Source organism: Diaminobutyricimonas sp. LJ205 (assembly GCF_009755725.1).
Taxonomy (GTDB): Bacteria; Actinomycetota; Actinomycetes; order Actinomycetales; family Microbacteriaceae; genus Ruicaihuangia.
The window spans coordinates 1,091,490-1,113,781 of sequence record NZ_CP046619.1 but is presented as its reverse complement, the minus strand read 5'-3'; the positions used below and the strand labels follow the sequence as shown (position 1 = coordinate 1,113,781).

The 22,292-nt window shown below is 66.9% G+C and carries 23 protein-coding genes; 4 read left to right on the top strand and 19 right to left on the bottom strand.

Features of this window, described 5'->3' with window-relative positions; translation table 11 throughout:
- Positions 1–19: 19 nt before the first annotated feature.
- Entirely contained in the window at positions 20–403 is a 384-nt protein-coding gene (locus GO591_RS05300) for a hypothetical protein (RefSeq protein ID WP_157155859.1), read from the top strand.
- An 88-nt stretch (positions 404–491) separates the two neighbouring features.
- Positions 492–887, top strand: a complete 396-nt coding sequence (locus tag GO591_RS05295) for a hypothetical protein (RefSeq protein ID WP_157155858.1) — start codon at positions 492–494, stop codon at positions 885–887.
- Positions 888–978: 91 nt separating this feature from the next.
- Here the strand turns inward: GO591_RS05295 and hflX are convergent, their stop codons facing one another.
- On the bottom strand, positions 979–2,502 hold the full coding sequence (gene hflX / locus GO591_RS05290; protein ID WP_157157787.1) for a GTPase HflX: 1,524 nt from the start codon (positions 2,500–2,502) through the stop codon (positions 979–981).
- A gap of 43 nt (positions 2,503–2,545) precedes the next feature.
- On the opposite strand from hflX, the gene GO591_RS05285 reads away from it, so the two are divergent.
- Positions 2,546–3,154, top strand: a complete 609-nt coding sequence (locus GO591_RS05285; RefSeq protein WP_157155857.1) for a class I SAM-dependent methyltransferase — start codon at positions 2,546–2,548, stop codon at positions 3,152–3,154.
- Here GO591_RS05285 and dapF read toward each other — a convergent pair whose 3' ends face one another.
- The 17 genes from dapF to GO591_RS05200 form a co-directional block, all read right to left on the bottom strand.
- Positions 3,155–4,030, bottom strand: a complete 876-nt coding sequence (gene dapF / locus GO591_RS05280) for a diaminopimelate epimerase (protein WP_157155856.1) — start codon at positions 4,028–4,030, stop codon at positions 3,155–3,157.
- Positions 4,031–4,049: 19 nt separating this feature from the next.
- Positions 4,050–4,964 carry a tRNA (adenosine(37)-N6)-dimethylallyltransferase MiaA gene (miaA, locus tag GO591_RS05275; protein ID WP_157155855.1) on the bottom strand — a complete coding sequence of 305 codons (915 nt, stop codon included), beginning with the start codon at positions 4,962–4,964 and terminating at the stop codon, positions 4,050–4,052.
- A gap of 2 nt (positions 4,965–4,966) precedes the next feature.
- A complete protein-coding gene (gene miaB / locus GO591_RS05270) occupies positions 4,967–6,499 on the bottom strand; it encodes a tRNA (N6-isopentenyl adenosine(37)-C2)-methylthiotransferase MiaB (protein WP_157155854.1) in 1,533 nt (510 codons plus the stop codon).
- A 33-nt stretch (positions 6,500–6,532) separates the two neighbouring features.
- Positions 6,533–7,174, bottom strand: coding sequence for a regulatory protein RecX (locus GO591_RS05265; protein WP_157155853.1), 642 nt, complete (start codon positions 7,172–7,174; stop codon positions 6,533–6,535).
- Position 7,175: 1 nt separating this feature from the next.
- On the bottom strand, positions 7,176–8,285 hold the full coding sequence (recA, locus tag GO591_RS05260; protein WP_157155852.1) for a recombinase RecA: 1,110 nt from the start codon (positions 8,283–8,285) through the stop codon (positions 7,176–7,178).
- Positions 8,286–8,561: 276 nt separating this feature from the next.
- Positions 8,562–8,783 (bottom strand): DUF3046 domain-containing protein, encoded by a 222-nt coding sequence (locus GO591_RS05255; protein ID WP_157155851.1) that lies wholly within the window; start codon positions 8,781–8,783, stop codon positions 8,562–8,564.
- Positions 8,784–8,856: 73 nt separating this feature from the next.
- Entirely contained in the window at positions 8,857–9,165 is a 309-nt protein-coding gene (locus GO591_RS05250) for a helix-turn-helix domain-containing protein (protein WP_157155850.1), read from the bottom strand.
- Positions 9,166–9,306: 141 nt separating this feature from the next.
- The gene (locus GO591_RS05245) at positions 9,307–9,822 is read right to left on the bottom strand and encodes a CinA family protein (protein WP_157155849.1); all 516 of its coding nucleotides are present in this window, start codon (positions 9,820–9,822) and stop codon (positions 9,307–9,309) included.
- On the bottom strand, positions 9,823–10,407 hold the full coding sequence (gene pgsA / locus GO591_RS05240; protein WP_157155848.1) for a CDP-diacylglycerol--glycerol-3-phosphate 3-phosphatidyltransferase: 585 nt from the start codon (positions 10,405–10,407) through the stop codon (positions 9,823–9,825).
- A 5-nt stretch (positions 10,408–10,412) separates the two neighbouring features.
- Complete coding sequence (locus tag GO591_RS05235) at positions 10,413–13,235, bottom strand: DNA translocase FtsK (RefSeq protein WP_157155847.1); 2,823 nt, start codon at positions 13,233–13,235, stop codon at positions 10,413–10,415.
- An 85-nt stretch (positions 13,236–13,320) separates the two neighbouring features.
- Positions 13,321–14,535, bottom strand: a complete 1,215-nt coding sequence (locus tag GO591_RS05230; protein WP_157155846.1) for an ABC transporter permease — start codon at positions 14,533–14,535, stop codon at positions 13,321–13,323.
- A complete protein-coding gene (locus GO591_RS05225) occupies positions 14,532–15,350 on the bottom strand; it encodes an ABC transporter ATP-binding protein (RefSeq protein ID WP_157155845.1) in 819 nt (272 codons plus the stop codon). Before GO591_RS05225 ends, GO591_RS05230 begins: the two co-directional genes overlap by 4 nt.
- Before the next feature lie 2 nt (positions 15,351–15,352).
- Complete coding sequence (locus GO591_RS05220; RefSeq protein ID WP_157155844.1) at positions 15,353–16,348, bottom strand: efflux RND transporter periplasmic adaptor subunit; 996 nt, start codon at positions 16,346–16,348, stop codon at positions 15,353–15,355.
- Positions 16,349–16,573: 225 nt separating this feature from the next.
- A complete protein-coding gene (locus tag GO591_RS05215) occupies positions 16,574–18,250 on the bottom strand; it encodes a ribonuclease J (protein WP_157155843.1) in 1,677 nt (558 codons plus the stop codon).
- Between the two features lie 48 nt (positions 18,251–18,298).
- Positions 18,299–19,276: a 4-hydroxy-tetrahydrodipicolinate synthase gene (gene dapA, locus GO591_RS05210; RefSeq protein ID WP_157155842.1), complete on the bottom strand. Its 978-nt coding sequence runs from the start codon at positions 19,274–19,276 to the stop codon at positions 18,299–18,301.
- A gap of 60 nt (positions 19,277–19,336) precedes the next feature.
- Positions 19,337–20,053, bottom strand: a complete 717-nt coding sequence (locus tag GO591_RS05205; RefSeq protein ID WP_157155841.1) for a DedA family protein — start codon at positions 20,051–20,053, stop codon at positions 19,337–19,339.
- Between the two features lie 129 nt (positions 20,054–20,182).
- Entirely contained in the window at positions 20,183–20,923 is a 741-nt protein-coding gene (locus GO591_RS05200; protein WP_157155840.1) for an alpha/beta fold hydrolase, read from the bottom strand.
- A 73-nt stretch (positions 20,924–20,996) separates the two neighbouring features.
- Between GO591_RS05200 and GO591_RS05195 the strand changes: the two genes are divergently transcribed.
- Complete coding sequence (locus GO591_RS05195; protein ID WP_157155839.1) at positions 20,997–21,698, top strand: helix-turn-helix transcriptional regulator; 702 nt, start codon at positions 20,997–20,999, stop codon at positions 21,696–21,698.
- Positions 21,699–21,729: 31 nt separating this feature from the next.
- Here the strand turns inward: GO591_RS05195 and GO591_RS05190 are convergent, their stop codons facing one another.
- Complete coding sequence (locus tag GO591_RS05190) at positions 21,730–22,287, bottom strand: dihydrofolate reductase (RefSeq protein ID WP_157155838.1); 558 nt, start codon at positions 22,285–22,287, stop codon at positions 21,730–21,732.
- Between the last annotated feature and the right edge of the window lie 5 nt (positions 22,288–22,292).

Sequence of the window (22,292 nt, the reverse complement as noted above, 5' to 3'; positions counted from 1 at the left end):
CTCACACTAGGAGGTGCACGTGTCTCTTCTCTTCCGTGTCGGCCAGGTGCTGCTCTGCGTGCTGTTCGCGTTGAGCGGTGTCATCGCCCTGTCCACGCTGTTCGTAGACGACCCCTTCCCGTTCGATGCTCAGGTACTGATTGCGTCGTTCGGCCTTGCCTTCGCTGTGCTGGGGCTGATCGTGGCAATCGGGCTCATCCGACAGCCGGCGGGCTGGTTGGCGCTCTGGACGCTGCCGCTGTTCCTCATCTCGCACGTCATCGTCCTGGGCACGTGGCTGCCTGATGCGGCGCTCGCTGGGATCGCGATCGTGGCGCTCCTGTTCTGCCGACCCGTGGGTACCTGGCGGTCACGGGATGGCCGCATCGACGACCGAACAGAAGATGAGAATGCCCTCACCTAGGTCTCCTCGGCATCTCATGGAGCCCGACGAGGCTGGTAGTCATCAAGCCCGCGGCATGGAGTCGGGTCTCGACGAGCAGGAGATGACTATGCAGAACAAGACCAAGTGGACCGCCATCGGAGCGGCATCGGTTCTCGGCCTGGGCCTGATCGGCGGCGGCGCGGTGGCCGCGGCCCACGCCACGGGCGTGAACGACGTCAGCGGTGCGGCGGTTGACACGCGCCCCGTCACCCAGACCAGCGGGGCGGCATTCGGCATCCCGAGCGCCCCGACCAGCGAGCAGACGGCACCGGTGTCGATGTCCGACCAGGCCGCGTCCGTCGTCGACTCGACCCCGAGCGTTGCCACCCCGGCCAGCCCCGTTTCAGCACCCAGCGCCGCCTCGCCGATCAGCGCACCGTCGGTGCTGTCGGCGCCGTCGGTCGCCTCGCCCGCGTCGCCTGCGTCCGCGCCGTCGGCCACGAGCCCGGTCTCGGCCGACTAGGCGCCCAGACGACGCCAGAAGTCCGCTAGTCGAGCTTGCCGAGACCGGATCTCGGCAAGCTCGACCAACGGTTTGCGCTGTTGCCAGGTGATCAGCGGGCGTGCTGCTCGACGAAGTCGCTCAGGCCATCCACTCGCGACGGGTGCACGAGCGCCTTCACGCGGGTGCCCTTCTCGAGGTACTCCGTCTTCAGGACTCGCCCCTGCACGTGCAGGCGAGAGATGACTTCGCCCCGGTCGTAGGGCACCAGCAACGTCATTTCCACCTCGGGGGCGGGCAGCAGGTCGGCGATCCGTTGCTGCAGCTCCTCGACGCCCTCGCCGGTTCGTGCCGACACGAACACGGCGTCCGGTTCCAGTCCGCGCAGCAGCAACCGCTGGTCGGCGTCCAGGAGGTCGGCCTTGTTGAACACGACGATCTCGGGGATGTCGCGCGCGTCGATCTCGCCGATGACATCTCGCACGGTTGTGATCTGGCTGGCCGGGTCGGAGTGCGCGCCGTCGACGACGTGCACGATGACCTCGGAATCCTTGACTTCCTCAAGTGTTGACCGGAACGCCTCGACCAGCTGGTGAGGCAGGTTCCGCACGAACCCGACCGTGTCGGCCAGCGTGTACAGCCGCCCGTCCGGGGTGTGCGTGCGGCGGACCGTCGCGTCCAGGGTTGCGAACAACGCGTTCTCGACGAGCACGCCGGCCTGGGTGATCCGGTTGAGCAGGCTCGACTTGCCGGCGTTGGTGTATCCGGCGATCGCAACGCTCGGCACCTCGTACCGGCTGCGGTTGGCGCGCTTCGCCTCACGGGCGGGCGCGAAGCCCTTGATCTGCTTGCGCAGCTTGGCCATCCGGGTGTGGATGCGGCGCCGGTCGAGTTCGATCTTGGTTTCACCTGGTCCGCGGCTTCCCATGCCGGCGCCGGCGGATCCGACCTGGCCACCGGCCTGGCGGCTCATCGACTCACCCCAGCCGCGCAGGCGCGGCAGCAGGTACTCGAGCTGCGCGAGTTCGACCTGCGCCTTGCCCTCACGGCTCTTGGCGTGCTGGCTGAAGATGTCGAGGATCACCGCGGTGCGGTCGATTACCTTGACCTTCACGACATCCTCCAGCGCACGGCGCTGGCTGGGTGCGAGCTCGGTGTCGGCGACCACGGTGTCGGCGCCGACTGCCCTGACGATGTCGGCCAACTCCTGCGCCTTGCCGCGGCCGAGGTACGTGCTGGGATCGGGATTCGGGCGGCGCTGAAGCAGCCCGTCGAGCACAGCCGCACCGGCGGTCTCGGCAAGTGCTGCGAGTTCGCGCAGCGAGTTCTCGGCGTCTTCGAGGGAGCCACCGGAGTACACGCCGATGAGCACCACGTTCTCGAGCCTCAGTTGCCGGTACTCAACCTCGGTGACGTCCTCGAGCTCAGTCGACAGTCCGCGAACGCGGCGGAGCGCCGCACGGTCCTCACGCTCGAACTGTTCACCGTCGCGCTGGTCGCTGTAGTGATCGGCGTCCTGAAGCGCCTCCGCTCGCCCTCCGAAGCGGGCGTAGCCAACCGATCGGGACTGCTCGGCGGCCAGCACACGGTCGACCGCGCCCTCGTCGGCGCCGCGCTTGTCTTCGCGCTCTGTCATATCAGTCACACTAGTTCCTTCGCTTTTCGGTAAGTTTCTCTGCATGGCCGCGGAGCATTACTTCTCATCAATGCCCTCGAGCGAGGCCAACCTGCGCCAGATTCATGCGCGGCTCGCCGGGCGTGACTTTCAACTGACGACCGCGGGTGGGGTGTTCAGCCCTGACCACGTCGACGTCGGCACCCAGGTGCTGCTCTCGAACACGCCCGCGCCACCGCCGGGTGGCAACCTGCTCGACCTTGGTTGTGGCTGGGGTCCGATCGCGCTCACCCTGGCCCTGGAGTCGCCACACGCGACCGTGTGGGCCGTGGATGTCAACGAGCGGGCTCTCGACCTGGTGCGCCGGAACGCCGAGATTGCCGGCGTGAGCAACATCAAGGCGGTCACACCCGATGAGGTGCCCGACGATGTGGTCTTCATGACGATCTGGTCGAACCCACCGATCCGGGTCGGTAAGAACGAGTTGCACAGCCTGCTGGAACGCTGGCTGCCCCGACTGGACCATGGCACGGACGCCTGGCTCGTCGTTGCACGCAACCTTGGTTCTGATTCCCTGCATCGTTGGCTTCAGACGACGTTCCCCGATGAGTTCAGTTTCACCCGTGCCGCGACCAGCAAGGGTTTCCGGGTGCTCCGGGGCAAGAAACGCTGATCACACGGTGAGCGTTCCCTCGTAGACCAGCTCCGCCGGTCCGCTCAGGGCGACGTGCTCGCCGTCTTCGGTCGGGAACATCCGAACTCCGACCGTTCCACCGGGCACGTCCACGCGCCACTGGTTCGGAGCCCCGGCGCCTGCCCAATGCCGGGTGGCCAGGGCCGCGGCGGCAGCGCCCGTCCCGCAGCTCAGGGTCTCCCCCACACCGCGCTCGTGCACCCGCATCCGGATCCAGCCGATGCCGTCTCTGACCAGCGGATCTTGCGGGACCACGAGTTCGACGTTGGCGCCGTGCTCGGGTACCGGGTCGATGATCGGGATGTAGCCGAGGTCGGCTGCCTGCAGTTCGTCGTCGCTCGCGAGGGCGACCACCACGTGCGGGTTGCCGACACTGATCCCAAGGCCCGGCCTGGCCACCTGGAGGTTGCGGGTTCTGACGAGCGGTTCACCGCCGTCCAGCGACCACCGCCCGAGGTCGACCTGGAACCCGGTGAGGTTCCGTTGCAGGTCTTTCACGCCGGCCCTGGTGCCGATGGCCATGGTGTCGCCGTCTTCGAGTTCGGCGAGTCCGGTCTCCAGCAGGAACCGGGCGAAGACGCGGATGCCGTTGCCGCACATCTCGGCGACACTGCCGTCGGCGTTGTAGTAGTCCATGAACCACTCCGCTGACTCGTCCTCGGCCAACGCCTCGGCACCGTCGGGCAGGTGCCTGGACCGCACAACACGAATCACGCCGTCACCGCCGACACCGAAGTGGCGATCGGCGATCGCGGCGATCTGCGCGGGCGACAGGTCCAGCTGGCCGTCCGGGTCGGCGATCAGCACGAAATCGTTGCCGGTTCCGTGTCCCTTGGTGAAGTTCAGCGACGTCATCGAGTCAATGTTAGTTGCGTTAGTTGCGCCCCACCGCAGTGAGGGCACGCTCGAGTCGGTTTGAATCGTCGTAGTCGAGCCAGGTGGTGTGCGCGTATCGCTTGAACCAGCTCACCTGCCTGCGGGCGTAGCGCCGGGTGAGCGACGCGGTCTGCTCGATCGCGCCCGGCTCGTCCAGGGTTCCGCGGAGTTGCCCGATGGCCTGCGCATACCCGATCGCGCGGCTGGCGGTGACCCCTTGCTCGATGCCCAGGGGCAGCAGCCTCTCGACTTCGTCGACCAGGCCGTCCGCCCACATCTGCTGCACCCGCGCGTCGAGGCGGGCGATCAGTTCGTCGCGCGGCGCGGTCAGCCCCAGCAGGGTCGTCGGCCGCCAGTAGTGCGGCTCGTCGGGCAGCCCGGCGCTGAACGGTTCCCCGGTCAGCTGAATCACTTCGAGCGCTCGCACGATGCGCCTCCCGTTCGAGGCGCCGATCGACGCCGCCGAGATCGGGTCCAGGTCGCGCAACCGCCGGTAGAGTTCGCCCGGCCCGGACTGTTCCAACTCGGTCTCGAGTCGCCGCCGGATGACGGGATCGGTGCCCGGGAAGCGGAAGTCGAACAGCACCGAGGACACGTACAGCCCGCTGCCGCCGACCAGGATCGGCACGACGCCGCGGTCCTGGATCTCCTCGACGGCGGCACGTGCCTCGATCTGGTAGCGCGCAACGGTGGCCTCGTCGGTCACCTCGAGAACGTCGAGCAGATGGTGCGGGATGCCTCGGCGTTCAGCCAGCGGCAGTTTCGCGGTGCCGATATCCATGCCGCGGTACAGCTGCATGGCGTCCGCATTGACGATCTCGGCAGGCCGGCCGTCGGCCGCGAGGGCTTCGGCCAGATCGAGCGCGAGCGCCGACTTGCCGGTGCCGGTGGCGCCGACGACGGCGATCAGCATCGCTACCGCTGCCCGTCGCCGAGGTCGTAGATCGGGGTGGTCGCCACACGCAGCGTCGGCAGTCCGAGCGACACGGCGGTTGGACGGGTTCCGGATGCCGCGGGGGTCGGTACCGCGCAGGAATCAGCCTGGGCGCGATCCCACGCGTCCCCCGCCCGAGTGCGGCGAACCTTCAACGGGCTGCCGTCGACGGAGTCGGCGATGAGATGGAACGGTGCCGCGTGGGTTACCTGCACGCTGACGACATCGCCGGGACGGGGAAGGCTGCTGCCCGCCGGTACCTCGAAGTGCACCAGTCGGCTGTCCTCGGCTCGTCCGGAGAGCCGGTGGGTGTCGGCATCCTTCTTGCCCTCACCGGTGGCAACCAGAACTTCCACGGTTCGGCCGATGACCTTCTGGTTCTCTTCCCAGCTGATCCGCTCCTGCAGGGCGGTAAGCCGTTCATAGCGTTCCTGGACGACCTCCTTCGGCACCTGGTCGTCCATGGTGGCCGCCGGCGTGCCGGGGCGGATCGAGTACTGGAAGGTGAATGCGGTGGCGAACCGGGCCTGTTCGACGACCCGCAGGGTGTCCTGGAAGTCCTCCTCGGTCTCGCCGGGGAAGCCGACGATGATGTCGGTCGAGATCGCGGCGTCCGGCATCTTCGCGCGCACTCGGTCGAGGATGCCGAGGAACTTCTCGGACCGGTAACTGCGTCGCATGGCCCGCAGCATCCGGTCGGAGCCGGACTGCAACGGCATGTGCAGTTGCGGCATGACGGCCGGGGTCTCGGCCATCGCGTCGATGACGTCGTCGGTGAAGGCGGCCGGGTGCGGGCTGGTGAAGCGGATGCGCTCGAGCCCGTCGATCGCGCCTGCCGCGCGGAGCAGCTTGCCGAATGCCTGCCGGTCGCCGAATTCGACGCCGTAGGAGTTCACGTTCTGACCGAGCAGGGTGACCTCGATCGCGCCGTCGTCGACGACCGCCTGAATCTCGGAGAGCACGTCGCCGGGGCGGCGATCCTTCTCCTTGCCGCGCAGCGCGGGCACGATGCAGAAGGTGCAGGTGTTGTTGCAGCCGACCGAGATCGACACCCAGCCGCTGTAGGTGGAGTCACGCTTGGTGGGCAGCGTGGACGGGAACACCTCGAGGGATTCGAGGATCTCCAGCTGAGCTTCGTCGTTGTGTCGTGCCCGTTCCAGCAGCGCCGGCAGCGATCCCATGTTGTGGGTACCGAAGACGACGTCCACCCAAGGCGCCTTCTCGAGGATGACCGACTTGTCCTTCTGGGCGAGGCAGCCGCCGACCGCGATCTGCATGCCCTCGTGCTTTCGCTTGACGCTCGCGAGGTGACCGAGGTTGCCGTACAGCTTGTTGTCGGCGTTCTCGCGGACGGCGCAGGTGTTGATCACGACCACGTCGGCGTCGCCGTTGGTCGCGGGCACGTAGCCGGCAGCCTCGAGCGATCCGCTCAACCGTTCGGAGTCGTGCACGTTCATCTGACAGCCGAAGGTGCGCACCTCGTAGGTGCGGGGCGTCTGGAGGGTCTCGGACATGATGCAGCCCAGTTTACGGCGGCGCGAGAGCCGCTACTCGAAGCGGACGCCGGTGCGTCCACCGGGGCCGCTTCGACCGCCGCGGCCGCCGAGCGCGGCGTCCACGGCGCCGCGGACGATGGCCCCCGAGTAGCCCTTGCGCATGAGGAATGCTGACAGCCGGCGGACGGCCACCTCGTGGTCGAGCGAACGCAACTGCGGAGCACGTTTCAGCGCCAGTGCGCGGGCGCGGGCGGCCTCGTCACCGCCGTCGAGCGCGGCGAGGGCGGACTCCACCGCGACCGGGTCGAGCAGTCGCCTCGACAGTTCCGCGGAGAGGGCGCTGCGGCCGAGGCCCTTTCGCTCGGTGAGGGTGCGCACCAGGGTCTCGGCGAGAGCCGCATCATCGAGCAGCGCGACCCGCTCGAGCCGGGCGACTTCGTCGCTGGCGGCGTCGGAGTCGACGCCACGTGCGACGAGCAGCTTGTGCATCTCACGGGAAGAGACGCCTCGCCGGGTGAGCGCCTGCATGCTGATGCGTTCGATGCTCGCCTGATCGAACTCGGGTTCGTTCCAGGCGCCGTCCTCGGAGACGTCAGCACCGGCAACCGCAGGTACCTCATCCGCCGGAACCTCGTCCGCCGGCCTCGCCCCGGGCAACCAGGTCACCCGGGCGAGGCCGTCTCGGCCCGTCACGTTACGCGCCCTTGCGGGCGGCGACCTTCGATTGGATCGGCTTGACCGGCGCCTCGGCAGCCCCGGCCGCTCCGACGGCCCCGGCCGCTTCAGCAGCCGCAGCAGCCTTGCCTTCGGCTCCGATGCCGAGCTTCGCGAGAATCTTGGTCTCGATCTCTGCGGCGATTGTCGGGTTCTGAATGAGGAAGTTGCGCGAGTTCTCTTTACCCTGCCCGAGCTGGTCACCGTCGTAGGTGTACCAGGCACCGGACTTGCGCACGATGCCGTGGTCGACACCGAAGTCGATCAGGCTTCCCTCGCGGGAAATGCCGACGCCATAGAGGATGTCGAACTCGGCCTGCTTGAACGGCGGAGCCATCTTGTTCTTCACGACCTTGACCCGGGTGCGGTTACCGACGGCGTCGGTGCCATCCTTGAGGGTCTCGATCCGGCGGATGTCGAGGCGGACCGACGCGTAGAACTTCAGCGCCTTACCACCGGCGGTGGTCTCGGGACTGCCGAAGAACACGCCGATCTTCTCGCGCAGCTGGTTGATGAAGATCATGGTGGTGTTCGTGGTGTTCAACCCACCGGTCAGCTTGCGCAGCGCCTGCGACATCAGGCGCGCCTGCAGGCCGACGTGCGAGTCACCCATCTCGCCTTCGATCTCGGCGCGCGGCACCAGTGCGGCGACGGAGTCGATCACGATCAGGTCGATGGAGCCTGACCGCACGAGCATGTCGGCAATCTCGAGCGCCTGCTCACCGGTATCGGGCTGCGAGACAAGCAGCGAGTCGATGTCGACGCCGAGCTTCTTGGCGTACTCGGGGTCGAGCGCGTGCTCGGCGTCAATGAAGGCAGCGATGCCGCCCGCGCGCTGCGCGTTGGCAATGGCGTGCAGCGTGAGGGTGGTCTTACCCGACGACTCCGGACCGTAGATCTCGACGATGCGGCCACGCGGGAGCCCGCCAATGCCGAGCGCGACGTCAAGCGCGATGGAGCCGGTGGGGATGGTGGCAACGGGGGCACGCTCATCGCTGCCCAGGCGCATCACGCTGCCCTTGCCGAACTGCCGGTCGATCTGGGCGAGTGCCGTTTCGAGGGCTTTCTCGCGGTCTGCTGCTGATGCCATTGCTGTCTCCTCGTGAGTCGTGGTTGCTGCCCATAGACTGTCGATCCGCTGCTGGCCGGTGGTGCAAGGCCCTCAGCCTCCCGACAAGGCTGGTGCGGCGTCAGTTCTCTGAACACCGTCGCTTCCGAGTGTGAATCTACGCCGAGCCACCGACATTGCGTCGGAGCATCGGCGACGAGTGCACAATTCGTTTTCGACTGCCGCTGTTGAGGAGACTACTTCGATTCGAACAATTGTTCGAGAGGCGACTGGCGTGTCGCCGGCTGTTTCTCGCCGTTATTTCTTGGGTTCGCGCTGCCCCACCCCGTGCCAGCGGCTCTCGGGGACATCCGCTGCCTTCGCGAGCGCGAGCCAGACCGCCTTCGGCTGGTGACCTGCGGCGATCGCTTCCTCTGCGGTCAGCCCGCCGAACTCCGGCAGGGCCAGGTCGCGGGTGAGGACGCGGCCGTACTCACCGAACTCGTCGGTGATCGCGGTCCAGAACTGGGAGAGGCGCATCGTGCAACCGTAACGCGAGGTGAATGAGAGCGGCCCCGGGCACAAGCCCGGGGCCGAAGCCTTCGCAGTCCGTCTACCGAACGGCAAGACCCGGGTCGAACTCGGCAACGAGGTCGTCGGGAATGCTGTCGGGAATGGGGGCGATGCCTTCGATGACCGCGAGCCGGTCACCGACCTCGCGCATGATGACGGAAATCGGGGTGTCCAGAGCACCGGCCACCGAGGCCAGGATCTCTGAGCTTGCTTCCTTCTGGCCACGCTCAACTTCGCTCAGGTAGCCCAAGGCGACGCTCGCCTTGCTGGCAACCTGACGCAGCGTGCGCCCCTTTTGCAGGCGGAAGTCCCGAAGTACGTCACCAATTTCCTGTCGTACCAGAACCATGGGATCCTCCTCCTCTTCCTCTGAACTGTGGGTAGATAACCCTACAACCGAATTGGATCAAACTCTAACCAGCGACGACTGTGTGACGCTTGTGAATTCATGAGGTGTAACGCGATTGAAACCGCCCGCATTCCCACCTTGTCACACCCTCTCGGCGAGGGCCGCGATCGCCTCGCTGACAGTTCGCGCCCGGATCTGATCGCGGGTGCCCTCGAGGTTCAGGGCGACGACATCGACGCTGGCGCGGGTGGCGATTCCGACGAAGACGGTGCCGACCTCCGCATCCTCTTGCGGGTCCGGTCCGGCGACCCCGGTCGTGGACAGTCCAAGGTCGGCCGGGCGACCATCGACTGCGAGCGCGTTCCGCACCCGGTCGGCCATCTGCCGCGCCACCTCGGGATGAACCGGGCCTTCGCGCTCGAGCAGATCGGCGTCCACGCCGAGCACACTGGCTTTGATCGCCGTGTCGTACGCCACGACACCGCCGACCACGACGGATGAGGCGCCGGCCGGCCGAACGAAGTCGGCGGTGAGCAGCCCTCCGGTCAGCGACTCAGCGATCGCCAGGGTGAGTCCGCGCGCGGACAGGTCGGCGATCAGCGCCGAAACGGAGGGCTCGGGAACATCCGGCTTCCCGGGGACGGCGGCGATGGGCATTCAAACCTCCTTGCGATTCGTCCGACGGCCCTGCACGAGGTAGTCGAGTCCTGTGATCACGGTGAGTACGACCGCGATGGTCATAGTGACACCATTCAGCCAGTGCATCCAGTCTCCGAACACCGTCCACAGCGGCAGCAGGGCGAGCGAGATCGCGACCGACTGGGCGATGGTCTTCAGCTTCCCGCCCCGCGAGGCGGGGACCACGCGGCCGAGGCGCAGCTCGAACAGGCGCCAGATGGTGATGCCGATCTCGCGAACGAGAATCAGCACGACCACCCACCAGGGCAACTCCCCCAGGATCGCGAGGCAGACCAGCGCACTGCCGGTGAGTCCCTTGTCGGCGATCGGGTCGAGGATCTTGCCCAGGTCGGTGACGAGATTCCAGCGGCGCGCGATCCAGCCGTCGATCCCATCGGTGGCAATCGCGAGGATGAAGAACACGCCGGCGGCCCAGCGCGCGGCACCATCCGGGTCGGCAGTGAGTAGCAGCCAGATGAAGACCGGCGTGAGCAGGATCCGTACGACCGTGATCGCGTTCGGTACGTTCCAGTTGCTGGGTCGTACCGCCGTGCTGTCAGTCACTCGTGTCAATCCCTGCCCGTGAGGTGCCAGGCGTCCTCGCTCTCGGAGACGTCCTCCTCAGGGTAACCCTCCGTCATGGCAGCCACCGGGTCGGCGCCGTAGCGGTCGGCCGAGGCATCAGCGGATGCCGGCGCTGTTGACGGCTGGGCTGCGGATGCCGGTGCTGCCGGAGCTGTTGCCTGCGGCTCGTCGGGCTCCTCGCCGCGAAGCCTGGCAAGCACGCCGGGCAGCTGCTCGACGGTGACCAGCACATCGCGTGCCTTGGAGCCCTCGGACGGCCCAACGATCTCACGGGACTCGAGCAGGTCCATGAGCCGGCCGGCTTTGGCGAAGCCCACCCGGAGCTTGCGCTGCAGCATCGAGGTCGAGCCGAACTGCGTGCTGACCACCAGCTCGGCGGCGGCGAGCAGCAGCTCGAGGTCGTCTCCGATGTCGGCGTCGATCTGCTTCTTCTCGACGGTGGCCGCGACATCCTTGCGGTATTCAGGCCGCGCCTGCGCCGTGACGTGTTGCACGACTGCGGTGATCTCGCTTTCCTGCACCCAGGCGCCCTGCACACGGATCGCCTTGGACGCCCCCATCGGCAGGAACAGCCCGTCTCCCTGGCCGATCAGCTTGTCGGCGCCGGGCTGGTCGAGGATGACCCGAGAGTCGGTCATGCTCGACACCGCGAAGGCCAGCCGGGAGGGCACGTTGGCCTTGATCAGACCGGTGACCACGTCGACCGAGGGTCGCTGCGTGGCCAGCACCAGGTGGATGCCGGAGGCACGGGCGAGCTGGGTGATGCGGACGATGGAGTCCTCAACGTCGCGAGGGGCGACCATCATCAGGTCGGCGAGCTCGTCGACCACGACCAGCAGGTACGGGTACGGCTTGAGCACTCGTTCGCTGCCGACCGGGAGCACGATCTCGTTGTTCACCACAGCGCGGTTGAAGTCGTCGATGTGGCGGAAGCCGAAGCTCGCCAGGTCGTCGTAGCGCATGTCCATCTCTTTGACGACCCACTGCAGCGCCTCGGCGGCCTTCTTCGGGTTCGTGATGATGGGCGTGATCAGGTGCGGAACACCGGCGTAGATCGACAGTTCGACGCGCTTCGGGTCGACCAGCACCATCCGCACCTCGGAGGGCTTCGCCCGCATCAGCAGCGACGTGATCATCGAGTTGACGAAGCTCGACTTACCGGAGCCGGTGGAACCGGCCACCAGCAGGTGCGGCATCTTGGCGAGGTTCGCGACCACGAAGCCGCCCTCGACGTCCTTGCCCATGCCGATCGTCATCGGGTGGGTGCTCTTCGCTGCAGCGTTCGAGCGCAGCACGTCACCGAGCGAGACGATCTCGCGGTCGGTGTTCGGGATCTCCACACCGATCGCGCTCTTGCCGGGGATCGGCGAGAGGATGTTGACCTCATTGCTGGCCACCGCGTAGGCGATGTTCTTGGTCAGGGCGGTGACGCGTTCGACCTTGACGCCGGGGCCGAGCTCGAGTTCGTAGCGCGTGATGGAGGGACCGCGGCTGAAACCGGTTACCTTGGCGTCGACGTTGAACTGGGTGAGCACCTCGGTGAGCGCTGCGATCACGGTGTCGTTCGCCGCACTGCGCGCCTTCGGCGGTGTGCCTGCCGACAGCGCTGACGCCGGGGGCAGCCGGTAGGGCGTGGTCGACTGCGGTTGGCTGGGTTCGGTGACGGATGCCTCGGGCTCGTCGGTTGCGGGGTCGAACTCCCCCGCCGCGCCCTTGTCGCTCGCAGTGTCAGCGAATCCGGGCAGCAGCCCTGCGCTGGTTTCGTGCGCGGCGGCTTCCTGTGCGCCGTCGTCGCGGATGCCGGTGGCGCCGCTGTCGATCTCGCCGGTGAACCGCTGCACGGCGTCTTCGGCCTTGGCCAGGTCCTCAAGCAGTTCGATGCCGAACGGCTCCTCGACAGGGGTCTTTTCAATCACCTCGGTCTGGTTCGTGACCACCGGGCTGTCGAAGGCGGGTTCCTCTTCGCGGCGCGACTTGTTGCGGCGCCACCATGGCAGTTGCGCCTCGTCCTCGATACCGAGATCCTCGAGCGATCCGAACTCGACGGTGCCCGTTGCCGCCTTCTGCGCGGCACGTTCCTCGCCGGTGGCGAGCTCTGCGCCGAACAGGTAGTTGTAAAGCTCGCGCAGCCGGTCGCCGACCCGGTTCGGTGGCGTCTTGGTGATGATGAAGATCGAGAGCACCGCGATGATGATCACGACGGGGACCGCGAGCCAGGCCGTACCAACGAAGAGCAGCGGCGCGGCCAGCACCCAGCCGAACAGGCCACCGGCCGTGGCGAGAGTCAGCATGCCGTCGGCGGGCTGCGGCTGTCCGCCGAAGACGTGGCAGATGGCGCTCACCGAAATAAGCAGCAGCCCAAGGCCGATGCCGATCCGGGTGTTGTCGTGGACGCTGGCCGGATGCCGGAACAGCCACGCCGCGAACAGCAGCATGATCACCGGCAGCGCGAACGCGACCCGGCCGAACAGGCCACCGAAGGTGTAGGCGTCGAGCGCGAGCGCGACCGAGTCGGTCGGGTTGAACCACTCGACGACGACACCGACCACCGCGAGCACGAGGATCAGGAACGGGACGCCGTCGCGCCGTTCTTCCTTGGCGAGGCTCTCGTTGCCGAACACGCGGAACGCCCCGCCTGCCAGGTGCGCGAGGCCCATCCAGGCGCGGGTCAGCAGACCCGGCTGCTGGGTGGGCTGCACGGGCAGCTTCTTGGTGGCCTGGGTGCGGGTGGTGCTGGTCTGCTTGCCGCCGCCACGGGTCGACGTCGTGCGCGCGCGCGGCGGTGTCGACCGGGAGTTGCTAGCCATGGATTCAACGGTACTGGCAGCATCCGTCACTGGCCGGTAGCAGGGGCGAGTGTGTCCCCGTGCGGGGGTCTCGGCAGGCTGGACTTTAGTAGCGGATGGCGTCGATCACCTTCACTCGGACGGCGACGATCGCGGGCAGCAGGCCGGCGATGGCGCCGACGACGACGGAGACCAGCATGCCGGTGATCGCGGCATCCATCGGGAATGAAGGCAGGTCCTCGATCCCATTGGCTACGAGTTGCTGGATCGATGGGTTCGACACGACGGCCACGGCAATCAGTACTCCGATGAATCCTGCGACTGCTGTGGCGACAACGCTTTCCATCATCACGGAGAAGAACACCCGGCCGGCGCTGGCTCCGAAACTGCGGCGGATGCCGATCTCACGAATGCGGTACTTCACGGTCACCATGGTGATGTTCACGAGCCCGAGCGCGCCGAGCAGCAACACGAGCACGGCGACCCCGCCGATGGTCAGCGTGAATGGCAGCAGCGGGTCGGAACCGCCGCCCCAGACGAGGTAGTCGTTGCGCGAGACACTGGCCTGCGCATCTTCGCCGAGGGCCGCCGCGATGTCGCGCTCGACCAGCTGCTGCAACTGGTCACCGAGTTCCGGCGGAACCCACATCTCATACTGTGGCGGTCCCATGGCCAGGTCGACCGGGTTCGCGAACCGCTCGTAATCGTCGACGAGCAGGTGCATCATCGGCTCGGTCTCCCACTGCTGCGAAGGCGTGATGCCGACAACAACGGCGGTCACCAGTTCGTCCTGCCCGCGGAGCATCACCGTTGGATGGGTCCCCAGATCCGGCGAGCCGAGACTCTCGTGGAACCGCTCGTTGACGACGATCGACGGGGCGAGCTTGCCGACATCCGTGTCAGCGAGCCAACGTCCGTCGGCCACCTCCATGCGGTGCATCACGCCGTAGTCAGCGTCCACGGCGATCGATTGAACCATGCGGGTGCCATCCGAGAACTGCACGTTGGTCGAACCCCAGAACATGCGGGAGTGATACTCCACGTTGTACCGGTCAACGGCAGCCAGAAAAGCCTCTTCGACCTGCGTGCTGTCGATCGGATTGCCTTGGTCGCTCCAGGCGCTGACCATGAGCATCGCCGGCCTGCCGGATCCGCGCTCGTACTGCTCCACCATCGCCTGTCTGGCCATACCGCCGACCCCGGTGACCGAGGTGAGCGCGGCGACCGCGACGGCTACGCCGATCAGGCTCAGCAGCACTCGTGTGCGGTTGATCTTGAGCTCGGACCATGCCTCGAGGATTGAGCTGACCAAGCCGCTCACGCGGTCACCTCCGCCGTGCCGTAGGTGGGCGACGGTTCCGCGCCGACCGGGCTCTGCGGAGCCGCGGATATCGGGCGGTAAGGCGAGGCCGGACCAGCGGTTCGGATCAGGTCGTCAGGGGTTCGGGCCAGGTCGTCAATCCGGACGAGGACGCCCTGATCGAGCCGGTAGTGTCGCCGCGCCAGGGCGGCGACGTTGACATCGTGCGTGATCGTGATGAGCGCCGCTCCGGACTGCTCGGCAATGTCATCGAGCAGGGCCATGACCGTGGCGCCGGTCTCGACATCGAGTGCACCGGTTGGTTCGTCGGCGAGGATCAGCCGCGGCCCACGCACCAGGGCGCGGGCGATCGCGACGCGCTGCTGCTCACCGCCGGACAGCCGGTCGGGCTTCGAGTCGAGGCGATGCCCGAGCCCGACTCGTTCGAGCATCTCGGTGGCGATCCGCTCGCGTCGCCAGAACTGCCGGCCCTTCGCGTACATCAGCGGCATCATGGCGTTCTCCAGGGCGGTGCGCCCGGGCAGCAGGTTGAACTGCTGGAAGATGAATCCCACATCACGGCCGCGGCGGCGATCGCGTGCGGCGGAGCTGAGACGTCCGACCGGCACCTCGTCGAAGTACAGCGCGCCCGAAGTGGGTTCGTCGAGCAGTCCGAGCAGATTGAGCAGCGTGGATTTTCCGCTGCCGGATCGGCCGACGATGCTGATGTGGTCGCCGACCTCGACCTCGAGGTCGATGCCCTTCAGGATGTCGAGGATCGACTCATCCGGAAGCGTCACCGATCGGGTGACCGCTTCGAGCCGGAGCATGCTCATGATCAGCCGCCCATGCAGATGGTGTTGCCGAACTGATCCGTGGAACAACCTTCCGGCACCATCTCCACAGCGGGCGCACCGGGCACGAACTGGAGCACCATATCGCCCTCGGCGAGGCCCTCGATGACCTCTACTGACACGCCGTCGTTGAGGCCCAGCGTGACCGGGCGCTCCTCGGTGGCACCGTCTGCGCCGATGAGATGCACAACCCCGGTCTGCGCCCCGCCCTCGACCGCGGTGGTCGGTATGACCAGCACGTTCTCGGCCAGCCCGCCGGCGATGGTGAGCTGCGCGGCGAGGCCGGCGAACACGGTGACCTCGGCGGGCACGGCACAGCGGACGGTGGTGCCGGATGTCGCACCCTCACCCTCCCCCTGCCCGGCGAGAGCGGTCGTGATCGACAGGCCGGTGCACGTGAACGGCGCCGGTCCGCCGGTGATGGTCACGGTCGCCTCGGTCGGCTTGTTCAGCAGACGGTACTGCTGCTCGGGCGGCATCGACGCGGTGACGTTGAAGCTCGCCGGGGCGACCTTGCCCGCTTCTTCACCGACGCTGACGGCCTGACCGACAATCACCGTGAGACTCGTCAGCGTTCCCGAGATGGGCGCCTTCACGGTCTCGGTCTTCACCTTGGGCTTGCCCATGGTGCCATCCGGAAGCATGTCGCCGGGGGTTTCGGAGCGGATGGTGAACAGTTCCGCGCCCGCGTCAACCCACTGCCCGACGCTTCCGCTGACCTTGCGCACCTCGCCAGCAAGGGTCGCCTTGACCAGGACGGCATCGTCAGCGTTCACCGTGCCGGTGAGTGTCACGTCGTTGCGGATCGTGTCGGTGACGACCGGAACCTGAGGTTCCTCGATCGACCCGGTCGGAAGTATGGAATCCCTGGTCGCCGCGGCGGGATCAGCGAAGAACGCCACCTTCACCAGGGCGACCGCGATCACCGCGAAGATCACCATCCAGATGATCGGAAATACCCACCTGCGCGCAACACTCACACGATCCCCCTAGCCGTTGTCTTCGAGCACACTATCGGGAGCGAGACATTTTCGGCTATCAGTCGGAGGGATGACATTGAGCGTGGCGTCGCTGCGCTCCGTCAGCACTCAATCCAAGGAGTTCGCCGCGGCGCAACAGCGGCGCTAGCCGATCGGCTTGGCGCTAGCGAAACTCCGCCAGCGCGCGGCCGAAACACTAGCGCCGCGGTTCAAACGAGACGGGTACTACGCCTCGATCACGACCGGGACGATCATCGGGCGACGACGGTGCTGGGTGTTCACCCAGCGGCCGACGGTGCGCCGGACCACCTGCTGGAACTGGTGCTGGTCGCGGGTGCCGTTGGCGGCGGCATCCGCAAGCGCCTTGATGATCTGCGGCTTGACCGTGTCGAACACCGACTCGTCCTCGGCGAAGCCGCGGGACTGGATCTCCGGGCCGACGATCGCCCGGCCGGTCTGCGGGTCGACGGCAATGAAGATGGAGATGAAGCCCTCTTCGGCGAGGATGCGGCGGTCCTTGAGGTCGGCGTCGGTGATCTCGCCGACACTGGAGCCGTCGACGTACACGTAGCCGAGGTCGAGCTGGCCGACCACCCGGGCGACGCCATCCTTGAGGTCGACGACCGTGCCGTCCTCGCCGATGATGGTGTTCTCCTTCGGCACACCGGTGTCGATCGCCAGCGCGGCGCTTGCGCGCAGGTGGCGTTCCTCACCGTGCACCGGCAGCACGTAGCGCGGCTGCAGGATGTTGTAGCAGTAGAGCAGCTCGCCGGCGGCGGCGTGGCCGGAGACGTGCACCTTGGCGTTGCCCTTGTGCACGACGTTGGCGCCCAGCTTCATCAGCCCGTTGATCACCCGGTAGACGGCGTTCTCGTTGCCTGGGATCAGGCTCGACGCGAGGATGACGGTGTCGCCCTCGCCGACCTCGATCTGGTGCTCCAGGTTGGCCATGCGCGCGAGCACAGCCATCGGCTCGCCCTGTGATCCGGTGCTCATGTAGACGAGCTGGTCATCGGGCAGGTTCGTCGACTTCTTGTAGTCGATGAGCACACCCTCGGGAACGTCAAGGTAGCCGAGGTCGGCGGCGATGCCCATGTTGCGCACCATCGAGCGGCCCATCAGCGCGACCTTGCGGCCGTTCGCCGCGGCCGCGTCGAGCACCTGCTGCACCCGGTGCACGTGGCTGGAGAAGCTGGCGACGATCACCCGGCGCGGGGCGCGGGCGATGACGTTCTCGAGCACCGCCCCGATGTCGCGCTCGGCCGGCGTGAAGCCGGGCACGTCGGCGTTCGTGGAGTCCGGCAGGAACAGGTCGACGCCCTCTTCACCGAGCCGGGCGAAGGCGCGCAGGTCGGTGATCCGGTCATCCAGCGGCAGCTGGTCCATCTTGAAGTCGCCGGTGTGCAGCACGAGGCCGGCGCTGGTGCGGATGGCGACCGCCAGCGCATCCGGGATGGAGTGGTTGACCGCGATGAATTCGAGGTCGAACGGGCCGAGCTGTTCGCGCTGGTCCTCTTCGACGGTCAGGGTGAACGGCTTGATCCGGTGTTCCTTGAGCTTCGCCTCCACGAGCGCGAGGGTCAGCGTCGAGCCGATCAGCGGAATGTCGTTCTTGATCCGCAGGATGTACGGCACGGCGCCGATGTGGTCCTCGTGACCGTGGGTGAGCACGATGCCGACGACCTGATCGAGCCGGTCCCGGATGGGGCTGAGATCGGGCAGGATCAGGTCGACGCCGGGCTGGTGTTCCTCGGGGAACAGCACGCCGGCGTCGACGATGAGGATTTTGCCGTCCATCTCGTAGACGGTCATGTTGCGACCGATCTCGCCGAGACCGCCGACCGGGATCACCCGGAGGGTGCCCTGCTCAAGTGGTGGTGGATCGAAAACTGTAACTGGCATGTGCACCTGGTGTCACTAGTGGGTGGGGCCGCAAGCCCCCTGTCGAAGCTATCGGGTGGTGCCGGCCACCTTGGGAAGGGCGCCGCCGGCAGCGGCATTACGGTCGGGGCGGAAGTTGCTGAAGTCCACTCCGGGGATGTCTCTGACGAGGGCGATCTCGTCCTCGATGAGGGCTGCCTCTGATTCCTCGGGACCAACCAGCGGCAGCCGCACGCGCGGCGTCTGGATGCGACCGAGGCCGTGCAGGATGTACTTGGTCGCGACCGTGCCGGGCACGTGGGTCATCGTCGCCCGCACGAGCGGTTCGAGTGCTTTGTGCGCGGCGGTCGCGGTCGGCAGGTCCCCCGCATTGACGGCGTCGACCATGTGCCGGTAGGGCGTGGGGGCGATGTTCGCGGTCACGCCGACCAGTCCGGTGCCGCCGATTGCGAGCGTCGGCAGCGCGTTGGCGTCGTCACCCGCAAAGTACAGCAGGTTGGTCTGGTTCAGCACCCGGCTGACCTCGCTGAGGTCGCCCTTGGCGTCCTTGACGGCCAGGATGTTCGGATGCTTGGCGGCACGCAGGATCGTCTCGTACATGATCGGGATGCCGGTGCGGCCTGGGATGTCATACAGCAGGACCGGCAGGTCGGTGGCATCCGCGATCATACGGAAGTGGGTGAGCACGCCCGCCTGGGTGGGCTTGTTGTAGTACGGCGTGACGATCATGTTGCCGTCGGCGCCGGCCTTCTCGCTCTTCTTGGCCAGTTGAATGGCGTGCGCGGTCTCGTTCGAGCCGCCGCCGGTGATGATCTTGGCTCGGCCGGCCGCGACATCCTTGCCGACCTCGACCAGGCGGATCTTCTCCGGGTCGGTCAGGGTCGAGGTCTCCCCCGTTGTGCCGGTGACGACGATGCCGTCGGCGCCGCCGCGGATGACGTCGTCGATGTGCTTCTCCACGCCTGGCCAGTCGACTTCACCGTCTGCTGTGAACGGAGTGACAAGTGCGACGAGCACCTGGCCGAAGGGATTATCTGGAGTAGCCACGAGTTACAGGGTATCGGTCACGATCAGGTGCTCGCACCCGCGCGCGAGCACCGCTCGCGGTCAGCGGGAGAGGTGATGGGCGCTGCGCGCCTCGTCCTGCTCGAGATCATCGGCGTGCGCGAGCAGCCGCCTGGCGCGTCGCTGACGCAGGATTGCGCGCGCCACCAGCCAGATCAGGATGCCGGCGACGACCGCATACACGGCGTAGTCGAGGTACTTCGCGTACTCGTCGATCAGCTCGTACTGGGTGCCGAGGGCGTAGCCGCCGCCGACCAGCGCCGCATTCCACAGGAAGCTGCCCGCCAGGGTGTACACGGTGAAGGTGCCGAAATGCATGCGCGCCGCCCCGGCAGGCAGCGAGATCAGGCTGCGCACCGCGGGGATGAACCGGCCGAAGAAGATCGCGCCAGCGCCGTGCTTGTGGAACCAGCCGGCGGCCTTCTCGAAGTCGTCACGGTCGACCAGCGGCAGCCTGGACAGCACCCGGATGGTGCGTTCCTCGCCCACCCAATAGCCCAGGTAGTAGAAGATCACCGCGCCGAGGTAGGCGCCGAGGGTTGCTGCGGCAAGCACGAGCCAGACGTTCATCGCGCCCAGTTGGGCGAGGAATCCGGCCAGCGGCAGGACGATCTCGCTCGGGATCGGCGGGAACAGTGTCTCGATCAGGCTGAGCAGTCCGACGCCGATCTCGCCGAGGGCGTCGATGACGCGGGCGGCAATGCCAACCAGGCCCGACAGGTTGTCAAGGTCGACGGAGGCGGCGTTTACGGAATTCATACCCGGACGATGCTAGAGGAACTCGGCTGAAAACCGGGTCCGAATCGGCGGCGAGCAGGTCATGAATCCCCTCGGAGACGGAAAGGGGTCAGCCGGATCCGGCTGACCCCTTCAGGTTGTACGTGCAGTTCAGTTGGTTCGAGAAGCCGCTGACTGAATGGCCTCGGCGAGGTCGCGGGGACGGCTCCACATAGGCCAATGCCCCGTCGGGAGGTCAATGACGTCGAGGTGCTCGAGGTTCGCGACTTCGGCGAACATGGCATGGCCTGCGCGGGTCAGCTCCAGCACCTGTGCGCTCGGGATCGAGCAGCACACCAGGGTGGTCCGGACCTTGCGGCGGGCATCGTTCGTGAGCTCGACGGGCTGACGAAGCACGGGGCCGGGCTCAGGGACGGCCCGGGCCCGAAAACGCTCGAGGACCTCTGCGCTCAGGCCCTCGAGGCTCGCCTGCTGTGCGAGGACGTCGAAGGACGGCAGCGGAAGCTCCTCCACCCCCTCCGGGAGGTCTGGGGCGAAGACGCTTCCCGGCGCCACAGGGCCGGAGTCGACCCACACCACCCGATGAACAAGCTCAGGGTGCCGGTCAAGGACCAGGCTGACGGGGGCGTTCGCCCCACTGTGGGCGACGATAGTCGCGGGCTGGTCCTCGGAGACCCCGAGTCGAGCGACGACGTCCAGGACCGCTGCGGCTTGATCGTCGAGAGTCTTCGCCGCACGCTCAGGATCGTCCCCATCGAGACCAGGCAGCGTCATCGCGATTGCGCGAGAGTGGTCGGTTTTCAGGTGTTCAAGGACTTCATCCCACGCCCAAGCGCCCAGCCAGTGGCCGGCGATGAGAATGATGGTCGGACTGCTCGTAGTAGTTGTCATGTCACTAGCTTCGTAGGCGCTACGGGCAGGTGTATGTCACTATTTGTGTCATGAATTTGATGCGGGCTGAACGGTGAAGCGAGCAGAACGACTTCATGCCCTGTCCGAGATGCTGCGCCGGAACGGATCACGGGGTTGCTCCGCCGAGCGGCTGGCGAGAGAGTTCGACGTGTCCGTGCGCACAGTCAAGAGAGACCTCGCTGCGCTCGAGAACAGCGGCGCGCCCGTATGGTCGCGCCCAGGTCCGGGCGGTGGCTACGGATTGGCGGTAGGCGCGTCCCTGCCGCCTGTCAGCCTGTCCCCAGCGCAGGCCGTGGCGCTCATGGCGGCCGTGTCCGCTGCACCCGATGCCCCCTACGCCGATCTGGCAGCAGCCGGGATCCAGAAGATCCTGGACGTCCTCGATCCCAGAACCCGAGCAAGAGCCGACGAGCTGGCCGGCCGCGTCTGGGTCAACCCGATTCCCTCCTCCTCTTCGCGCACAATCAGGTCGGCATTAGAGGAGGCGATGGCCGAGCAGCGAGTAGTCCGCATTCGCTACACATCGAGAGATGGGACCACGACCACCCGCGACGTCGAACCCGTGCTGTTCGCCTCCACGAACGGCCAGTGGTACCTAGTTGGGTGGTGCCGACTGCGCAACGCAATCCGATGGTTCACCGTGTCGCGCATCGAGCGAGCCAGCGTCACCAAGACGGCTTGCGGCGGCCATACCATGCACGAGGTCGGAGAACCCCCAGCGAACGCCAGACCGGTGCATGGTCGGGGCGAGTGAGTCACCCAATCAGCCTCCCCGGTCAGTACAGCTAGCGCCGACCCGGCACGTAGCTCAGGAACCTGTAGCGCAGCCCGGTGCGCGATACGAGCCAGTCGGCGTTCGGGTCGACCGCGACAGCCGTCCAGTTGTCATCGATGGCGGGTGCGGTGACATCCCCGTCGACGTCGGCGTCGATCTCGGTGACTTCGAGCCGGTCAGCGTCGCCGATCACCTCATCGAAGATCTGGCCGCCGCCGATCACCCAGATGAACCCGTCCGCTCCCGGAGTCGCCGTCTGAAGCGCCGCAGCAACCGAGTGCATGACCTCCGCGCCATCCGCCTGCCAGTCGTCCTGCCGGGTGACGACCACGTTGCGCCGGTCACTGAGCGGACGGAACCGCGGTGGCAGGGAATCCCAGGTGCGCCTGCCCATGATCACGGTGCTGCCGATCGTGATCGCCTTGAAGTGTGCGAGGTCCTCGGGCAGGTGCCAGGGCATCTGCCCGTCCTTGCCGATGACGCCACCCCGGGCTTGCGCCCAGATCAGCCCGATGCGGGGGGCGGTGGTGTCGCTCACGTCGTTTGGGTTCGTGTCGCCGGTGCTCATGCCCG